Source organism: Neobacillus sp. K501, assembly GCF_053749995.1.
This window is the reverse complement of the sequence record NZ_JBSLYA010000007.1, coordinates 243,087-257,109: the sequence shown is the minus strand read 5'-3', so window position 1 is coordinate 257,109 and position 14,023 is coordinate 243,087. Positions and strand designations below refer to the sequence as shown.

At 39.4% G+C, this 14,023-nt stretch carries 12 protein-coding genes; 9 read left to right on the top strand and 3 right to left on the bottom strand.

Translation table 11 applies throughout. The features are described 5' to 3' along the window. The first annotated feature begins 7 nt into the window (after positions 1-7). The 7 genes from ACWM35_RS17035 to ACWM35_RS17005 all read left to right on the top strand — a co-directional run bounded on the left by ACWM35_RS17035 (position 8) and on the right by ACWM35_RS17005 (position 7,615). Positions 8-736, top strand: a complete 729-nt coding sequence (locus ACWM35_RS17035; RefSeq protein WP_454820034.1) for a ThuA domain-containing protein — start codon at positions 8-10, stop codon at positions 734-736. A 31-nt stretch (positions 737-767) separates the two neighbouring features. Further along, the gene (locus ACWM35_RS17030; RefSeq protein WP_454820032.1) at positions 768-1,799 is read left to right on the top strand and encodes a Gfo/Idh/MocA family protein; all 1,032 of its coding nucleotides are present in this window, start codon (positions 768-770) and stop codon (positions 1,797-1,799) included. A gap of 2 nt (positions 1,800-1,801) precedes the next feature. Further along, positions 1,802-2,845, top strand: coding sequence for a Gfo/Idh/MocA family protein (locus tag ACWM35_RS17025; RefSeq protein WP_454820030.1), 1,044 nt, complete (start codon positions 1,802-1,804; stop codon positions 2,843-2,845). Positions 2,846-3,065: 220 nt separating this feature from the next. Further along, positions 3,066-4,034, top strand: coding sequence for a sugar phosphate isomerase/epimerase family protein (locus tag ACWM35_RS17020; protein WP_454820028.1), 969 nt, complete (start codon positions 3,066-3,068; stop codon positions 4,032-4,034). Positions 4,035-4,164: 130 nt separating this feature from the next. After that, positions 4,165-4,860: a YesL family protein gene (locus tag ACWM35_RS17015; RefSeq protein ID WP_454820027.1), complete on the top strand. Its 696-nt coding sequence runs from the start codon at positions 4,165-4,167 to the stop codon at positions 4,858-4,860. 13 nt (positions 4,861-4,873) lie between these two features. Next, complete coding sequence (locus ACWM35_RS17010; protein ID WP_454820025.1) at positions 4,874-6,544, top strand: glycoside hydrolase family 13 protein; 1,671 nt, start codon at positions 4,874-4,876, stop codon at positions 6,542-6,544. 243 nt (positions 6,545-6,787) lie between these two features. Further along, entirely contained in the window at positions 6,788-7,615 is an 828-nt protein-coding gene (locus tag ACWM35_RS17005; RefSeq protein WP_454820024.1) for a glycerophosphodiester phosphodiesterase, read from the top strand. A gap of 114 nt (positions 7,616-7,729) precedes the next feature. Here the strand turns inward: ACWM35_RS17005 and ACWM35_RS17000 are convergent, their stop codons facing one another. Further along, positions 7,730-9,082, bottom strand: a complete 1,353-nt coding sequence (locus ACWM35_RS17000; RefSeq protein WP_454820022.1) for an MATE family efflux transporter — start codon at positions 9,080-9,082, stop codon at positions 7,730-7,732. 222 nt (positions 9,083-9,304) lie between these two features. Here ACWM35_RS17000 and ACWM35_RS16995 point away from each other — a divergent pair, with 222 nt between their 5' ends. Beyond that, positions 9,305-11,533 carry an EAL domain-containing protein gene (locus tag ACWM35_RS16995; protein ID WP_454820020.1) on the top strand — a complete coding sequence of 743 codons (2,229 nt, stop codon included), beginning with the start codon at positions 9,305-9,307 and terminating at the stop codon, positions 11,531-11,533. Positions 11,534-11,564: 31 nt separating this feature from the next. Here the strand turns inward: ACWM35_RS16995 and ACWM35_RS16990 are convergent, their stop codons facing one another. Then, on the bottom strand, positions 11,565-11,954 hold the full coding sequence (locus ACWM35_RS16990; RefSeq protein ID WP_454820019.1) for a hypothetical protein: 390 nt from the start codon (positions 11,952-11,954) through the stop codon (positions 11,565-11,567). 164 nt (positions 11,955-12,118) lie between these two features. Between ACWM35_RS16990 and ACWM35_RS16985 the strand changes: the two genes are divergently transcribed. Then, a complete protein-coding gene (locus ACWM35_RS16985) occupies positions 12,119-13,039 on the top strand; it encodes a COX15/CtaA family protein (RefSeq protein ID WP_454820017.1) in 921 nt (306 codons plus the stop codon). 30 nt (positions 13,040-13,069) lie between these two features. On the opposite strand, the gene liaG is transcribed toward ACWM35_RS16985, so the two are convergent. Beyond that, entirely contained in the window at positions 13,070-13,918 is an 849-nt protein-coding gene (gene liaG / locus ACWM35_RS16980) for a LiaG family protein (protein WP_454820015.1), read from the bottom strand. Between the last annotated feature and the right edge of the window lie 105 nt (positions 13,919-14,023).

The following is a 14,023-nucleotide window of genomic DNA, read 5'->3' as shown; positions in this document are numbered from 1 at the left end:
TAAAAAAATGAATGTATTGGTATGGAATGAAAATCGTCACGAAAAAACAAACCCAGTTGTAGCTGCTAATTATCCAAATGGGATTCATGGTACTATTGCCGAATTTTTAAAAGAAGACCAAATCAAAGTTAAAACCGCTACTTTAGATGAACCAGAACATGGGTTAACAGATGACGTCTTAAATGAAACCGATGTCTTGGTTTGGTGGGGCCATAAAGCACATGGAGATGTAAAAGACGAGATTGTCGAAAAGGTTCACAAACGAGTACTTGAAGGAATGGGCTTAGTCGTTTTACATTCAGGCCATTTTTCAAAGGTCTTCAAAAAGCTAATGGGGACAGGATGCGATCTTAAATGGCGTGAAGCTGGTGAAAAAGAACGTATTTGGGTAGTAGATCCGACCCACCCAATTGCAGAAGGCATTGGTCAATACTTTGAATTAGAGCAGGAAGAAATGTACGGTGAACATTTTGACATTCCAACACCAGACGAACTCATTTTTGTCAGCTGGTTTGAGGGTGGAGAAGTTTTCCGCAGCGGTTGCACGTTCAAACGTGGACAAGGGAAGATTTTCTACTTCCGTCCAGGACATGAAACCTACCCAACTTATCATAATCCAGATGTGCAACGCGTGATCAAAAATGGTGTGAATTGGGCAAAACCGTCTAAAACAACAACACCTGTGTATGGAAACTCAAAGCCATTAGAAAAAATTTCAGAAAAAGCGAATGCTTAATGCTGTTGAAAACTAAAGGAGAGTGAGAACTATGTCATTAAAAGTGGCTGTTATTGGATGTGGAAGTATTGCAAGACATCGCCATTTAGTAGAATATCATGCGCACCAGGATGTAGAAATTACTGCAGTCTGTGATATTGTTGAAAGCCGTGCTCAAGAAATGGCAGAGAGATATCAAGCGAAAGCTTATACAAGCTATGAAGAGTTATTAGCAAATGAAAAAGTTGATGCAGTTAGTGTTTGCTTACCGAATGCCCTTCATGCTCCTGTTTCGATCGCAGCATTAAACGCTGGCTGCCACGTTTTGTGTGAGAAGCCGATGGCAACTTCAAGAGAAGAAGCACAGCAAATGATAGAAGCAGCTAATAAAAATAATAAGAAATTAATGATTGCTCATAATCAACGGTTTGTCTCTTCCCATGCGAAAGCAAGAAAGTTGATCGAAGCAGGTGAAGTAGGGAAGATTTATAGCTTTAGAACTGCTTTTGGTCATGGCGGCCCTGAAAATTGGAGTGCTGATGGCAGAGATAGCTGGTTCTTTAAAAAGGAACAAGCATTTATCGGGGCGATGGGTGACTTAGGTGTACATAAAGTTGACCTCTTGCGTTATGTGTTAGGAGAGGAATTTGTGGAAGTGGCCAGCTTTGTTGAAACAAGTGCCAAAGAGGGTAGCGATGTTGATGATAATGCTGTGTTTATTTTAAAAACAGAAAATGGCATCATTGGAACGCTTGCAGCAAGCTGGGCTTACACGGCTGGTGAAGATAACTCAACGATCATTTATGGCGAAAATGCGATCCTTCGCTTAGAAGATGATCCTAATTATTCTTTAGTTGTTCAGTATAAAAATGGTGAAACCGTTCGTTATGAATTAGGGAAAATTCAATCTAATGATGAAGGCGGACAAAAGACTACCCACGTGATTGAAAACTTTGTTCAAGCCATCGTGACTGATACAGAGCCTCCAATCAGCGGCGAGGAAGGCAAGAAGTCATTAGAAGTTATTATTGCGGCGATTGAATCGAATGAAACCAAGCAAATAACAAAGATAAGTCAGGTGTAAGTATGAGTAGATTAAGAATGGGAATTATTGGGGTTGGGGGAATTGCCCAGCAGCGACATATTCCTGTATTTTTTAAGCTTGCAGATAAAGTAACGATAACAGCTGTTCATGATTTAAATGAGAGCCGCGCCCGTGAAGTAGCTGAAAAGAATGGGATTCCTCATGTATTTACCGACTATAAAGAAATGTTTAAGGAAGTAGATGCTGTTACCATTTGTACACCTAATAAATTTCATACAGAGATTGTCATAGCGGCACTCGAATCAGGTGTTCATGTTTTATGTGAAAAACCAATGGCGATTACGTCCGAAGAATGTGAAGCCATGATTGCGGCTGCAAAAAAGAATAATAAAGTTCTTTCTATTGCATATCATTATCGACATAAAAAGCAATCGCAAGCAGCAAAACAAGCGATGTTAAATGGCGAAGTCGGTGAGCCGCTTGTAACGAGAGTTCAAGCGTTACGCCGCCGAAAAGTCCCTGGCTGGGGAGTGTTTACCAACAAAGAATTACAAGGTGGCGGCAGTCTTATTGATTATGGCTGCCATTTGCTCGACTTATCTTTATGGTTATTAGGCGATCCAGAACCTGTTTCGGTAGTGGGGAAAGCCTATAACCGATTAAGCAAACAACCTAATCAGGTAAATGAATGGGGATCGTTTGATCATGAAACATTTGATGTGGATGATCATGTGACGAGCTATATCACGTTTGAAAATGGTGGTTCGTTATTATTTGAATGCTCATGGTCCGCTAATATTAAAGAGGATGCAGAACATTTAAGTATCTCCGGAGTAGATGGCGGAATAAATGTCTTTCCATTTGAACTTTACCAAGCGAAAAATGGAATGCTTTTAAATACGCAGGCACAAACCATTCTCGGCGAAGAAGATGCAGGTATTCCGCAAGCTGAAAACTTTATTGATGCTTGCCATGGCCATGCAGAATTAGTCGTAAAACCGGAGGAAGCATTAAAGGTGACAAAAATAATTGAGGCCATCTATCAAAGCAGTGAAACAGGAAATAGCGTTCAATTTACAAAATAGACTGCTATGAATTGCTTCATGGACATTATTTAAATAAAAGCTGCATAGGCTGTCCATGAACAGTGGTTTCATGGACAAAACTAGCAGAAAAAAGTAAATTCTGTCCATGAATAGTGGTTTTACGGACAAAATCTAGATGAAAAAAGTAAATTCTGTCCATGAATAGTGGTTTTAGATCGAAAAAGTCTAGAGAAAAAATAGTAAGTGGAGGTTGGCGACCTTGAAATTAGGAGTTTTTACAGTTTTATTTGCAGGAAAATCATTTGAAGAAATGTTGGATCATGTTCAGGCATCAGGATTAAGCGCCGTTGAAATTGGTACAGGATGTTATCCTGGAAATGCTCACTGTCCATTAGATGAATTACTAGGGAGTGAGGAAAAGCGGAATGCGTATCTTGAAAAAGTCCATTCCCGTGGATTAACCATCAGTGCGTTCAGCTGCCATGGCAACCCGATTTCACCGGACAAGGCATTTGCCAAAGAATCTGATGAGACGTTGACAAAAACGATTCAACTTGCTGGCCTGATGAATGTGCCGGTTGTGAATGCTTTTTCAGGAATTCCAGGAGACCAAGATGGAGCAAAATTTCCTAACTGGCCGGTCACACCATGGCCAAATGAGTATTCTGAGCTTTTGAACTGGCAATGGGAAGAAAAGCTTATCCCTTATTGGAAGAAACAAGGTGAATTCGCTCAGGCGAATAACGTTAAGATTGGTTTGGAGCTCCATGCAGGGTTTTTAGTTCACACACCATACACAATGCTGAAATTAAGAGAGGCAACATGCGATGCAATTGGTGCCAACCTTGATCCAAGTCATTTATGGTGGCAAGGAATTGATCCAGTTGCCGCGATCAAAATTTTAGGTAAAGCGAATGCGATTCACCATTTCCATGCAAAAGATACATACATCGATCAAGAAAACGTAAATATGTATGGATTAACCGATATGCAGCCATATTCAAATGTACAAACACGTGCGTGGACGTTCCGTTCTGTAGGATATGGACATAGTATCCAAGAATGGTCGAATATCGTTAGTGCGCTAAAAACATACGGATATGACTATGTCATCAGCATTGAGCATGAAGATCCAATTATGTCCATTGACGAAGGCTTCAATCGTGCTGTGAAAAATTTAAAAAGCGTCATAATCGAAGAAACCCCATCCGACATTTGGTGGGCATAGTCTCTCGGTAGAAAAAGTGCCTCCCCTTTTAGTAGCTGTGTTAAACGACGAGACACATTTACTGAAAGGGGTTTTTCCATTTAAGAGAAAATTAGCAATGTCTCTGGACAATAGAATGAGGAGGAAAAAAATGAAAGGTACTTCCGGAATGATGGGAGGATTGTATCGGCTTTGTGAATGGATCATGCGATTTGCTGTCATCAATATCCTATGGCTCGTTTTTAATCTTCCAATTGTTTTCATCCTGATAAATTTATTATTTGTTGAACATACAGGGGTCATGATCCTATTATTTATTCCGTTGCTTCTTTTCCTTCCGATATTATTTTTTCCTGCAACGACTGCGATGTTTGCTTCAGCGAGGAATTTAGTGATGAAGGAAGAAGGAGCATCGATTAGGCAATATTGGGGTTACTTTAAAGAAAACTATAAAAAAAGCTTACTTGGCGGCATCGTTTTGACAGGTGTTTGGACAGTTTGGGCTGTGGATTACTATTATTTTAGTAAAGAGAATGTTATTTTGATGGGGATTTTCTTCATCATGGCCGTAGTTTTATATGTTTTCACCATCAACTTCTTTTCAGTTATTTCCCATTACCATTTGAAATTACTGCCTGCGTTAAAAAATGCGTTGATCATTACGGTTGGAAGCCCAGTATTATTCTTAACGCTCCTCATTAGCAGCGGCATTATCTTATACATAAGCATTTTTGTTTTTAAGTTTTTACTGCCATTCTTTACAGGCTCGTTAATTGCCTATTTATCATTTTCTGCCTTTTATCGATTTTATTTAAAAATAACATCATCAAGTATAGAGCGTAATTAGGAGGGTGATTATTATGGAAAAAAAGTGGTGGAAGGAAAGTGTGGCCTATCAGGTCTATCCACGTAGCTTTATGGACAGCAATGGTGATGGGATTGGCGATTTGAGTGGGGTTACGGAGAAATTAGATTACATAAAAGATTTAGGAATTGATGTGATTTGGCTTTCGCCGATGTTCAAATCTCCAAATGATGATAATGGTTATGATATTTCAGATTATCAGGATATTATGGATGAGTTTGGCACAATGGCTGATTTTAACGCACTTCTAGAGGAAGTTCATAAGCGGGGCATGAAACTTATTCTGGATCTCGTCATCAATCATACCAGTGATGAACACCCTTGGTTTATTGAATCTCGTTCCTCTAAAGACAATCCAAAACGTGATTGGTACATTTGGCGGGACGGAAAGGATGGCAAGGAACCGAATAACTGGGAATCGATTTTCAGCGGCTCTGCTTGGAAATATGATGAAGCAACCGATCAATATTTTATGCACATCTTCTCTGCACGTCAGCCTGATTTAAATTGGGAAAACACAGAGGTTCGGACGGCATTATACGATATGGTGAACTGGTGGCTTGATAAAGGAATAGATGGATTCCGTGTTGATGCGATTTCCCATATTAAAAAGAAACCGGGCTTTCCAGACATGCCAAACCCAGATAACTTGGATTATGTGTCCTGTTTTCCTTATATGATGAATGTGGACGGAATTGATGACTGGTTAACCGAGCTTTCCCAAAAAACGTTTAAAAAATATGATGTGATGACAGTCGGGGAAGCCAATGGTGTTGGGATTGATGATGCTGACAAGTGGGTTGGAGAAGATAAAGGCTATTTCAATATGATTTTTCAATTTGAATTTTTGGGCCTTTGGGATAAAAATGCGGAAGGCAGAGTCGATGTACGTGCCTTAAAAAAGAATTTAACCAAATGGCAGCATGGGCTGGACGGCAAGGGCTGGAATGCGTTGTTCATTGAAAATCATGACCAGCCCCGTGGTGTTTCCAGATGGGGGAATGACAAGCAGTATTGGAAAGAAAGTGCAAAAATGCTTGGGGCGATGTATTTCTTGATGAAGGGGACACCGTATATTTATCAAGGCCAGGAAATTGGGATGACCAATATTCAATTTCCTTCGATTGAAGAGTATAATGATGTCGGAATGGTCAATTTCTATCATGTAGAAACGGCAAAAGGACGTTCTCATGAAGAAATCATGCCAATTATTTGGAAGCAATCCCGAGACAGTGCCCGAACGCCAATGCAGTGGGATGCAAGCAACATGGCGGGCTTTACAACAGCGGACAAGACTTGGCTCGGTATTAATCCCAATTATCAGGAAATTAATGTAGAAGCCCAGAAATATGACCCAGACTCGATTTTATCTTTTTATAAAAAATTGATTCAAATGCGTAAAGACAATCCACTTTTTGTGTACGGAAATTATGATTTGTTACTAGCCAATCATCCAAAGTTATTTGTCTACACCCGATCATTAGGAAATAAAAAAGCCATTGTTATTAATAACTTTAGTGAAGCAACCACTCGTTTTAGAGTTCCTGGCAATGTTCTTTATAATTCCTCTGAACTGGTCCTAAACAACTATGAAGTGGCGGATGAAAAACTTCGGAAAGAGTGCACTTTAAAGCCTTATGAAACAAGAGTATACTTAATAAAATAAAAACGAATAGTGGGTATTAGAATATAACCAGAACCGAAAATAGTAATGAATTAGTAGGAGCAAAGATGGATTAATCTGTCTTTGCTTTTTCATTTTAAGAGAATTTGTAAATATTCGTATGAATTTTTTCCTGAATTTATTTACACTATTTTAATGAAGTCTAAATGCTAAACACATAATTGATCAATATTCCTGCTATACAATTTATTTTGTAAGGTACATATAAAAGGGAGATGAGAGAAAATGAAGAAAACAACTTTATTCGGAGCAGGCCTTGCATTTACATTATTATTTAGCCCGTTCCAACAGGCCTTTGCTGCAGAAACAACCGGGGAGTTACGAAAAGTAGATAATGTCGCTCACCGTGGGGCTTCAGGATATGCGCCAGAAAACACGATTGCTGCTTTTGATAAGGGAGTAGAAATGAAAGCAGATTTTATTGAAATTGATGTTCAAAGAAGTGAGGATGGGGAATTGGTGATCATCCATGATACAACTGTTGACAGAACAACGGATGGTACCGGAAAAGTGAAAGATTTAACTTTTGACGAGATCAGAAGTTTGGATGCAGGGAGCTGGAAGGGGGAACAATTCAAAGGGGAACAAATCCCTACTTTCGATGAAATTCTTGATCGTTATCATGGGAAGGTTGGTATTTTAATAGAGTTAAAGGCACCAGAGCTTTATCCTGGAATTGAGGCACAGGTTGCTCAAAAATTAATAGAACGAAACTTGGATAAACCGCAAAATGAAAAAATTATCATTCAATCCTTTAATTTCGAATCCATGAAAATAACAAATAACCTGTTGCCGAAGGTGCCGATTGGTGTTCTTACCTCGAGCCTAACACATACATCTGAAGAAGCATTAAAAGAATTCTCAACATATGCTGATTATTTTAATCCAAGCTATGGGATCGTAACGGAGGAATTAGTCAATCGAGTTCACAATCTCGGGATGAAAATTCAATCGTGGACGGTTCGTAGTCACGAAGCAGCTGAATTTTTATTAAATATGAATGTGGATGGAATAATAACTGATTATCCTGATTATGTTGATCCAAGAAACTAATAGAAAAGATAAAAAATATTAGTGTGGATAATTTTGTGAAGCTATCTGAATCCAGCGCAAGCGCCTAGGAGCTCGGGTCATAAGCCCCTACCAAGGCGCTTGCGCTTTTTGTTCTTAAGCTATACCCACTTTTCTTATTCGTTCCCATGGTTTCATTAACCAGCGTCTTAAGGCGAAGCAGCCGCGGAGCCATTCATCTGCACCTGATGCAATCCAAATGCCAAGTAAGCCTAATTCATAATGAACACCCAAAATATAGCTGAGGGAAACAGCGATTCCCCACATCGAGATGATTCCGATGACAACTGGAAAGCGAACATCACCTGCAGACTTTAAGGAATTCATCAAAACGATATTCATCGCTCTCCCTGGTTCCACGAAAACAATGGCCCATAAGACTGGAAGTCCAATGGCAACGATTTCAGGGTTTTCTGTAAATAATTTCAAAATCGGTGTGCCTCCAGAAGCGATGGCTAAAGAGGCAATGGTAGAAGCCGCCATCGAAAATTTTAAAGTCCGGATCCCCCGCTTTAATGCCCGATCATACTGTTTTCCCCCAATATAACGTGCGACAAGAAGCTGAGTACCTTGGGCGATCGCTACCGTGAATAGAAAACACAGCATATTGATGTTCAAAATATAGACGCGGGCAGCCAAGGATGCTGTACCGAGGGAAACTACAAAACTCGTAATCACCAATTGTGATAATTGGTAGGATAGGTTTTCTCCAGCTGATGGGATTCCAATTGAAAGCAGGGCTTTGATATCGTCTTTTGATACTTTAATAACGTCTTCTAAGACGATTTTTAAAGATAAGCGGTTATAAACTAAATAAACAAGAGCGAATACGGCATACGCACGGGCGACAACAATGGCCCAGGATACCCCTGTTACTCCGGTAATCGGGATACCTAATAACCCCATCGTAGCAATGATATATCCTCCAAGACTGATTAAATTCATAAATACAGTAACAACCATCGATTCCTTCGTATATCCGTAACTGCGAAGGACGGCACTTAAAGCGAGTGCTAATGATTCAAAGAAGAGGGAAATCCCGCAAATACGGGTAAAGATGAGGCCATATTCATATACTTTTCCATCGATATCGAACATTCCAAGCAGGAGGTCACCAAAGAAAAAAATAAAAATGGCAACAACAATTCCAAACCAAAAATTTAAGCCAAAGACAGATCGTGTTAACTGTCTGGCACGCTTTTGCTCCCCTGCACCAAGATTTTGGCTGATTAATACCGTAGCCCCAATCGACGTTACACTAAAAATTAAGATAAAAATGTTTAGCAGTTGATTTGCGACCCCAACGCCTGCAGCAGCAGCATCGGAATAATGACTTAACATTAAGGTAGCGATAATCCCTACACCCATGTGAAGCGCCAGCTCAATGAAAAGTGGCCAGGTAATGCTGAAAAGGGATTGCTCCTGAAATTTATTATCAGTTTGTTCCAATCTATACACCTTATTTCTAGAAAGTTACTAAAAAGCATACGACTTATTTTACTCCTATATGACACTTATATAAAGTGAAACTTCAATCAGTTGGGGTCTTACTGCCCGTTAATGCGGCATAAATAGGAATCTAGAAAATAAATAGATTGTGAACCAACTTATTATTTGCTATTTTTAAACTAGGAAAATCTGCATTTTACAAGGGTAGTGGAGGACACGGTAATGATTAAACGAGGTAATAAATATAAGTTTTACTTAGTTCTCGTATTTAGTTTTTTTGGAATCTTTCCTTTCATAGATATTTTTTTTAGCAACCTTTTTCATACATCAAATCTAGTAAAGTATTCAACTTTCGTCGTTTATTTCGCGGCCTTCGGTTTGCTTTTCTATATTATTAAAGAGTTTGATAAAAAATCAGAGGAATACCATAAAAATCAGGAGAAATTACAAAACATTTTCGATACACTCGATGTTGCGATTTGGTCTCATGAGCTCAAATCGGAGAAGTTGTTAATCACCCCTGGTATCGAGAAGCTTTATGGTTACAAGCTTGAAAATTTCTATGAGGACAATATGCTATGGAAAAAAGTGATCTATCCAGAGGATTTAGATGTAATCGAGGAAAGAGCGCAAGAACTGAATGAGGGAAAAACAGTTACCAGTCAATATAGAATTGTTCGACCTGGAGGCGAAGTCCGCTGGATTCTCGATCGTGGGATTCCTACGATTGACGAAAAAGGGGATCTTGTTGATTTTAATAGTGTTTTATTTGATATTACGGACCGCAAAGAGAGTGAAGATCTTTATCATAATTTAGTTGAGATGTCTCCGGATATCGTTGCCGTGGTTTATCAAGGGAAAATTGAGTACATAAACAAAGCAGGCTGCAAACTCTTGGGTTCAGAAGATCCGGAAAAAATCATGGGTCAACCAGTAACCGAGTATATTCCGTTACATTTATCCGAACTCATTAAAGCTAGGACTTTCTCGTCTGAGAAAACTGACTACGACCGGCTAAGCTTTGAGTTTCAGGTGCGTAGGCTTGATGGGGAGAGTATCGATGTCGAAATGGCGGCCAGACCGATTCTTTATGATGGCCGGTTTGCGATACAAGTGGTTGGTAAGGACATCACGCAGCGGAAAAAGGCAGAGCAAACGATTAAATTTATGGCCTACTATGATACGCTAACAGGATTGCCAAATCGCAATCAATTTAGGGACCATTTGAACGAAGTACTGCTTCAGCAAAAAAATGAAATGCATGCTATTCTTTTTCTAGATTTGGATCGGTTCAAAATTATCAATGATACGAAAGGGCACTCCGTTGGAGATATCATTCTTCAAAAAGTGGCTGGAAGACTAGAGAATGCTGTTCAAAGTGATGGGCTTGTCTCACGCCAAGGCGGCGATGAGTTTACGATCCTCCTAGAAGATATTGATTCAGAAAAAGTCTCACAGGTGGGGAAGCGAATTCTCCAAGAATTTGTCACGCCCTTTGTAGTGAATGATGATGAGTTTTTTGTTACCACTAGTATCGGGATCAGTATTTATCCAACGGATGGATCGGATGAGGAAACCCTTATCAAGAATGCTGACACAGCAATGTATGAAGCAAAAGAGCGGGGAAAGAATAATTTTCAATTTTATTCGAAAAATCTTTATGGTATTTCAACACGGAAAATGGAAATGGAAAACCGCTTAAGAAGGGCGTTAGAGCAGAATCAGCTGATGCTCCATTATCAGCCTCAACTTGATTTAGTAACGGGGAAAATAGTTGGAGTCGAAGCGTTAATCCGCTGGAATCATCCGGAATATGGTTTTATTCCGCCTTCAGAATTTATCCCGCTGGCAGAAGAAACAGGCTTAATTGTCCCGCTGGGAAAATGGATATTGCAGGAAGCCTGTAAAAAGAGAAAAGCCTGGTTGGATGCAGGCTATGCCGAGTTTCCAATCGCCGTTAATGTCTCGGTAAGGCAATTTCAGGATGAGCAGATTCTTGTGTTTATTAAAGATATGCTCGAGGAAATTGGATTAGATGCCAAGTATTTAGAGCTGGAAATTACCGAAAGTCTAATGCAAAATCTTGAGAATTCTACGAACATCCTTAATCAGCTAAAGGACTTGGGAGTTCTTTTATCCGTTGATGATTTTGGAACAGGTTATTCCTCGTTAAGTTATTTAAAGCATTTGCCGATTGATAAAATTAAGATTGATAAATCCTTTGTTGACGATATTCTTTATCATTCCAACCAGGGGATGATGGTAAAAACGATTATTGATATGGGGCTCAATTTGAAATTTACCGTCATTGCTGAAGGAATTGAATCAGAGGAGCAGGTAAAATTCTTGACGGAAAATGCCTGTCGAATTGGTCAGGGCTATTACTATAGTAAGCCATTATCTGCGGAGGAACTTGAAGAATTTTTATTTAATAGTGTTGAGGTAAATTAAGGAAGAGGGGGAATAGATTTCCCTCCTCTTTTTATTTACCCCATTTCATGTGTACTGTTAACATGCAGCAACTAAATGGGTTGTTTTGCTCAGGGTGTGCAGAAAGCTCAAAGGTAATTCCAGAGGGTGTATATTTTGTGGTGACAGGCACCCTTAACCCGATGGACTTAATTAAGGTGTCTACCTCCTCTTTTTTTCCTTGCTGAGCAGCAGTCATGATTTTGATGTCAAAGCCTTCATCACTTAATCGGTCTAACAATATACTTCCTTGATCCATTAGCAGACGGTACGATTTGATGGATTGCATGAATATTTTCACATCTACCGGTGGATATTGTCTGTGGATTGGTTGGTTTACGTAATAACCTGGGTAGACAGGGGGCGAAGGATAATATGGATATGGGCTGTGATAAAAATACATCGTTACTCTCCTTCCATAGTAAAAACACAGGGCAATATACGGTATGAAAAAAGAACGATTTTGGTTACATGATAGAGAAACGTGATTCATATCACCGAAATGCTTGTCCACTTCTGCTAAATTGTATTTAGATTCTAAAAATTCTAATAACTGGAGGGTGCAAGTTGACGATTAAACGTTTATCTTTCTTAACGATTTTACTTACCTATTTTTTAATTGTATTTGGCGGCTATGTGGCTTCATCTAATTCGGGGATGGGCTGCGGACCGGAATGGCCTTTGTGTAATGGAGCGGTTATTCCTGAATTAGAAGGCACTACATTAATCGAATTTATGCACCGCGTAATCGGAGCGCTCCTTGGGCTATTGACCTTCTTGTTATTTCTCAAAATGCTCCAATCTAAAGCCAAATACTCCAATCGAACTGCTGCCTTTTTAATGCTTTTTTTACTCACGATTCAAATCCTTTTTGGTGCCATCGTTGTTATTTGGGACTTGCCTTCCTTAATCATTACCATTCATCTATTGATTGCCATGTTCTTTCTAGCCACGATCATTTGGATATGGAGGAACGTGGAAGAAACGAATATCAATAGGCAACAAAGTACTCCACTCATAAAGCACCTAAATATTACCTTGGTTTTAGTCACCCTAACATTAGGATTTGGTGCGTATATAAAGCACCAAACGTATGGATTAGCATGCGGTTGGCTAGGATGCAGACAATCATTCCTCCCAATGAGTATTCCGGAAATTATGCAAACGATTCATCGTGGATTGGCGATGGCAACGGCCATATATATTTTGCTTCTTACGTACTGGGCTTTTGAGAAAAAATCGGGGAGTGGTCTTCAAAGACGTTTGCTTCTATGCTCGTTAACAGTATTATTGCAATTAGCGATAGGGATAGCGGTTATTCTAACTACACTTGAAATCTCGTGGGCAGTTTTACATCTTGCTGTTGGTACTGCAATGTTTGCATTTGTTAGTGAAACAAGAGTATACGCTGCCCAAGTGTCTTCTTCAACAAGGGCGTTTATTGTTACGAGGAGGAATGGAGAGAGTGGTCGGAGAAGTATGGAATAGGACAGAAAAAGCACTTGGAAATCCAAGTGCTTAAAAAATGTGAACATCGCCGCTAGAAACTGAGACATCTATTTTATACTTGCCAGATCCGTGTGTGCCATTTAGACCTTCTTTAGCCGTACCTTTCGATGTTAAAGGGAATTCACTCTTGATATCACCGCTGCTAACATCTGCATCTAATTCGAAATCAGCGTCATCTGGCAAATCAAGGTTGACTTCACCTGAGCTAACATCAAGCTCAATGGAATTCGTTAACTGATCCATTTGTACTGTTAACTCTCCAGATGAAACATCCGCATCAAGGGCACCAGAATAATGGTCAATTTTAAGTTTTCCTGAACTCAAGTCAATATTCCCCATTTTGGTTGTTAATGTATCAATTTCAACATCCCCGGATGATACATCATGATTAAATTCATTGACTTCGAAATTCGTTAGTTTCACATCTCCTGAACCGATATCGACTGATAAAGTCTCCAATTTCATTGCTTCACCAGAAAAGTCTAAACTGCCTGAGCCGATATTGATCTCCATGTCTTTGTTATAGTCCTCAGGTACATAAATCTTTAGCTCCCTTTTTCCTGAAAAAGAGAACCAATTAAACCAACGATTTTTGGTTTTTACCTCGACTGTGTCACCCGTTTCTTTCACTGTTACATTTCCTTTTCCAGTAAGAACGGCTCTCACATCATCACGATCTTCCGGAATAACGACTGTCCGTACGGCTCCGACTTCAATTTTAATCGTGTCAGTCTGGTTTGAAACCGTAGCACTTTCATCCTTGCTACCAGCGTAGGCAAACCCGCCAAAATGAAATGATTGGTTAAAAATGATATATAACCCCGTAATGATCAATAGGAGTACTACAATCCTCTTCATATGAATCCTTCCCTCCATTTCTTATATTTCCATGATAAACCAAATGCTATAAACAACCAATGCACTTGAGATTTATTTTAACTAAGACTTTAGACGTAAAGGGAT

Coding starts and splice junctions, on each gene's coding strand:
- ACWM35_RS17035 (WP_454820034.1), top strand. CDS start 8: ATGAATGTATTGGTATGGAATGAAAATCGTCACGAAAAAACAAACCCA.
- ACWM35_RS17030 (WP_454820032.1), top strand. CDS start 768: ATGTCATTAAAAGTGGCTGTTATTGGATGTGGAAGTATTGCAAGACAT.
- ACWM35_RS17025 (WP_454820030.1), top strand. CDS start 1,802: ATGAGTAGATTAAGAATGGGAATTATTGGGGTTGGGGGAATTGCCCAG.
- ACWM35_RS17015 (WP_454820027.1), top strand. CDS start 4,165: ATGAAAGGTACTTCCGGAATGATGGGAGGATTGTATCGGCTTTGTGAA.
- ACWM35_RS17010 (WP_454820025.1), top strand. CDS start 4,874: ATGGAAAAAAAGTGGTGGAAGGAAAGTGTGGCCTATCAGGTCTATCCA.
- ACWM35_RS17005 (WP_454820024.1), top strand. CDS start 6,788: ATGAAGAAAACAACTTTATTCGGAGCAGGCCTTGCATTTACATTATTA.
- ACWM35_RS16995 (WP_454820020.1), top strand. CDS start 9,305: ATGATTAAACGAGGTAATAAATATAAGTTTTACTTAGTTCTCGTATTT.
- ACWM35_RS16990 (WP_454820019.1), bottom strand. CDS start 11,954: ATGTATTTTTATCACAGCCCATATCCATATTATCCTTCGCCCCCTGTC.
- liaG (WP_454820015.1), bottom strand. CDS start 13,918: ATGAAGAGGATTGTAGTACTCCTATTGATCATTACGGGGTTATATATC.